This is a genomic window from Streptomyces hainanensis, assembly GCF_004348415.1.
Lineage (GTDB): Bacteria > Actinomycetota > Actinomycetes > Streptomycetales > Streptomycetaceae > Streptomyces > Streptomyces hainanensis.
Genome location: NZ_SMKI01000569.1, coordinates 1 through 4,356, shown reverse-complemented (window position 1 = coordinate 4,356; position 4,356 = coordinate 1). Strand labels below are relative to the sequence as shown.

At 72.2% G+C, this 4,356-nt stretch carries 3 protein-coding genes; all 3 read right to left on the bottom strand.

The window, feature by feature from the left end:
* Positions 1-76: 76 nt before the first annotated feature.
* Positions 77-1,474 carry a DUF6716 putative glycosyltransferase gene (locus E1283_RS32625; RefSeq protein WP_132821776.1) on the bottom strand — a complete coding sequence of 466 codons (1,398 nt, stop codon included), beginning with the start codon at positions 1,472-1,474 and terminating at the stop codon, positions 77-79.
* 466 nt (positions 1,475-1,940) lie between these two features.
* Positions 1,941-2,621, bottom strand: a complete 681-nt coding sequence (locus E1283_RS32620; RefSeq protein ID WP_132821775.1) for an RNA polymerase sigma factor — start codon at positions 2,619-2,621, stop codon at positions 1,941-1,943.
* Positions 2,622-2,903: 282 nt separating this feature from the next.
* On the bottom strand, positions 2,904-4,356 hold a 1,453-nt coding region (locus tag E1283_RS32615; RefSeq protein ID WP_132821774.1), incomplete at its 5' end, for a family 20 glycosylhydrolase.

Here is a 4,356-nt window from a genome sequence, read left to right as displayed (position 1 = left end):
CGTGCATGAGCGTCTGTTGGGCTCGGAGAGGTGTATAAGAGAAAGGAGGAAGGGGAGGGGGGCGTGGCGGGGGCCGTCACAGCTGCCCCCAGCGCCGGATCAGCGGGGCCACCCGCTGGACGCCGGCGCGGTAGGCGCCACGCGCCGTGCTGCGCAGCAGGCGCTTGGAGGCGCCGCGCATGCCGGTGGTGGGGTCGGGCCCGCCCTGGAAGCCGACCAGCGGCTCGCCCTTGACGTCCAGGCCGTGCCGGGCGAGCACGCCGGGCAGGTAGCCGGGGGCGGTGCGCACCGTGTAGTAGGGGTCGAGCGGCGGCAGGCCCTCGTCGACGTCGGCCTGTTCGAGGAGCGTGGCCAGCCGCTGGTGGGCGGGGCCGAACGCCTCCTCGGGGGCGCGGCCGAGGCCCTGGTCGGCCAGCCAGCCCGGGTCGGGGGTGGGGACCAGGCCGCCGTCGAGCTCGTCCCAGGAGGCGTAGCACCCCGAGCCGAGGAAGTAGTGGTTGCCGTGCTGCTCGCGGATGCCGAGGTCGGTGAGCACGGCGGTGGGGATGCCGCGGTGCAGCGACTCGAGCGCGGCGGTGGAGCTGACGGTGACGAGCAGGTCGGTGCCGTCCAGGACCTCGCCCATGTTGCCGTAGGCGAGCTGGAAGTTGGCCGGGGTGCCGCCCTTGATGCGCTCGACGAGCCGCTGGTACGGCAGTTCCTCGATGTGCGTGGTGTGCTCGCCCGGCTTGCTGCGGAGTTTGAGGACGACCTCGCGCTCCGGGTGCCGGCGGGCGTGCTCGACGGCGCGCTCCAACAGGTAGGCGCGGTCCTTGCGGGTGCCGGGCACCGAGGGCTGGACGGCGAAGACGAGCCGGTAGGGGCGGTCGCCGCGCTCGACCGCGCCGGCGTCGTACGGCTGACCGGCGAGGAACGGCAGCGCGCACTCGGTGACGGCCGAGGTGTCGGCCCGGACGCCGCGGAACTGCTCGCGGAACCTGGCCGCGTCGAAGGCGCTGTTGGCGAGGACGATGTCGGCGCCGTGCCGCAGCAGCAGGCCGTCGGTCAGCTTCTCGTAGACGACGCCCACATAGCCGCTGACGACGACGGTGCGGCGGGGCGCCCCGTGCCAGGCGCGGGCCAGGCCGTGCAGCATGGCCTGGACGGTGCCGCCGACGCAGGCCAGGATCAACGCGTCGTAGGGGGCGTCATCGGCGGCGTTGTCACGGGATTTCGCGGCGCTTTCCGCGTTGTTCTCCTGGAGGTCGCCGATGCGCCGTAGGAAGTTGATCGCGGTGATCTCTTCCGGCTCCTCGACACCGGTGTCCGTCTCGGCCAACTGCCGTGCGGTGGGGGTCGCTCGACCCCGCAGGAGATAACCGTGGACGGAGGACTCGGGGGCTATCCGGCGCGCGGTGAGCGCGCCCCATTTCCACCGCGTGTCAGAATCCGCCAGCACGGCCAAACGCAGCGGGCCGCGGGATGAATCGGGCACGTAAGGAACCATAGGCACCGAACGATAGGCGGTGTAGGGCGAGGGTCGGGCCAACTCAGTCACAACAACCAGTTAACAGCACGACACGACTCAGCCAACTCCCGTGGCCGATTCCCCCGACCCGCGAACAATTGGCGTGACTTAACGTATGGGACGACCATCGGTCGCCTTCCGTTCACCTTTCGTGGCCGGAACACGACACCCGACGTGACGGGCGCCACGTCGTCGGTTCTGAACGGCCGGGGAACGCATTCGGAGAACACGGGTCCGGGGAACGGTTGCGTTCGGATCCGGACGTCTCAGGGGCGCGGGGACGGCCGCGCGGCGGGGCCGGGTCGCCGCCGGGCCGACGAAGGGTGCGCGGGCGGGGCTAGGGGGAAAGCCGCCCCGCCCGCGCCTGGGCTTCCCTGAGGTACGGGGGGGACCTCGGGTTGCCCTGTCGGTCGATGACCAGTCGACCTGTTCCTTACTGCGCCGTAGCCCTCGATTCCGTTACACCCGCCTCGACGCGGGCCTCGATCCGCGCCTCGACCCGCGCCTCGTTCAGGCCCTCGACGCACACCTCGCGGACGTGGTCGGGGCAGTTGGCCGGGTCGACGCAACGTAAGCGCTGCGCGAGTCGGCGCAGGCCACGGTGGTTGGCGGTGCGGACGGCGCCCGGCCGGCTGCCCATCAGCGAGGCGGCGCGCTTGGCGTCGAGACCGAACATGGTGCGCAGCACCACGGCCTCGGCCTGCTCCTGCGGGAGTTCGGCGACCAGGGCCAGGGCCCGGGTGGTGGCGAGCGCGTTCATCGCCTCCTCGGCGGTGTCGGCCGAGGAGGGCAGGTCCGCGAGCACGTCCTCGTCGGCCCGGTACTCCTGGGGCCGGCGGCCCCTGGCCCTGAGGTGGTCGAGCGCCCGGTTGCGGGCGATCCTCGCCGTCCAGCCCCGGAAGCGGTCCGCGTCGCCGCTGAACCGCTGGAGGTCGCGCGATATGTGCAGCCACGCCTCAGCGGTGACATCCTCCGCGTCGGGCTCGGCCACGATGGTCCGCACGTAGCCGAGCAGCCGTGGGTGGACCGCTCTGAAGACCGCCCGGAAGGCGGTCTCGTCCCCCTCCTGGGCCGCGTGAACCGCCGCGGTCAATTCGACGTCTGCCCCCTGCACTCCCGGCCCCCCTTGGCGGCTCACGCCGCTTGTCTTTCAAGGTTGGTAACTGTGTGTCTCCAGTGCCTGAACGCTACGCGGTCTCGCCGCGCTAAGTCCATGGCGCATCCGGACGTATCCGCTCGGTAACAGATTCCCGGTGTTCGACGCTGTACGAGATACGGACCCGGGCCCGGTCAGGCCCGAGGCCGGCGACAGCCGGGGTCTCTCCTGTGGGGGGTGGCGACCCCGGCTGTTCGCATGGGCCCTGCCGGCCCGGCTCTGCCGAATCGGACCTCCCCCTCACACCCCGACCCGGTCGGCCAGGGCTGTGAACTCGGCCCAGCTGAGCGACGGCCGGTCCGGGTTCCACAGCTTCTGGGACACCGCGGCGAGCGGCAGGCGGATGCCGGCCGCCACCTGCTCCGGTGTCTGGGCGTCCGCCAGGTCGCACCAGACCGCGAACCGGCCGCCCGGGATGTGGTCCGCGCCTCTGAACCGGTCGGGCACGGCGTCGGAACCGCGCAGCACGTCTGGTGTCCACTCGTCATAGATACGCTCACCGGTCGGATAGGTGAAGCCGTTGGGCTCACCGAGTACGTAGTAGAGGTACTCCGAGTTGAGGTTCAGCAGCTGCCAGCCGCCGTCCAGGTACTCGACGGGCTCGCGGGCGCCGATCTCGCGGCCGGTCCAGTAGGTGACCTGTCGCTCCTTGTCCGGCTGGACGACGCCGCCGGCGAACATGCCGTCGTTCCACACCTGCGGCTCCTTGTCGGCGCCGCGGGCCGTGTCCGCGCGGTCGTTGAGCCAGCCGGTGGCCAGGTCCTGGACGCGGGCGTCCGAGCCGTAGCGGTCGCGGGCGGCGGCCGCCAGGTCCGGGTAGCTGGCCTCGGGGTCCGAGGTCATCAGGGCCGCGTACTCGTCGCCGCCCAGGTGCAGGTAGCGGCCGGGGAAGAGGTCGGCGTACTCGGTGATCAGGTCGTCGAGGAGGGCGGCCGCGTCCGGGTTGGCGATGTCGATGGCGCCGGCCGTGGCGCTGCCGTCGGCCCGCCTGAGCTGGAGGTCGGGGTGGGCGTCGAGCACCGCCCCGAGGTGTCCGGGCGAGTCGATCTCCGGGATCACGGTGATGTGCAGCGAATCGGCCAGGTCGAGGATCGAGCGGACCTCGTCCTTGGTGAGGTGGTCCTCCGAGACGACCTCGGGGTGGGTCTCGCTCTCGATCCGGAAGCCCTGGTCGTCGCTGAAGTGCAGCTGGAGCTGGTTGAGCTTGAGGTCGGCCATCTCGCGCAGCCGGTCCTCGATCCAGGAGGCGCTGAACGGCTTGCGCGCGGTGTCGAGGGAGAGGCCGCGCTGCGGGCGGTCCGGCCGGTCGCGGATCTCGCCCTCGGGGAGGCCGCCGGCGCCGCTCACCGCCTGTACGACCGTTCGGGTGCCGTAGAAGACGCCGGCGTCGTGGCTGCCGGTGATGGTGACGCGCTGGTCGCCGGTCACCAGGTGGTAGCCCTCGGCGCCGGTGTCGGCGCCGTCGTCGAGCCTCAGCTCTATGTCGCCGTCCCGGGCGCCGTCGTCGGCGCGGCCGACGCCGAGGTCGTCGGCGAGCCGGTCGGCGGTGCCCGCGAGCGGGCCGCCGGAGTCCGCTATCACGCGGGTCGAGTCGGCCGGTGCCCAGCCGTCGCCCCGGGCGGCGTCGAAGGAGCGGACGGCCGGGATGATCTCCGGCGCTCCGGTCGGCCCGGCGGGGAGTGGGGTGAGGGGG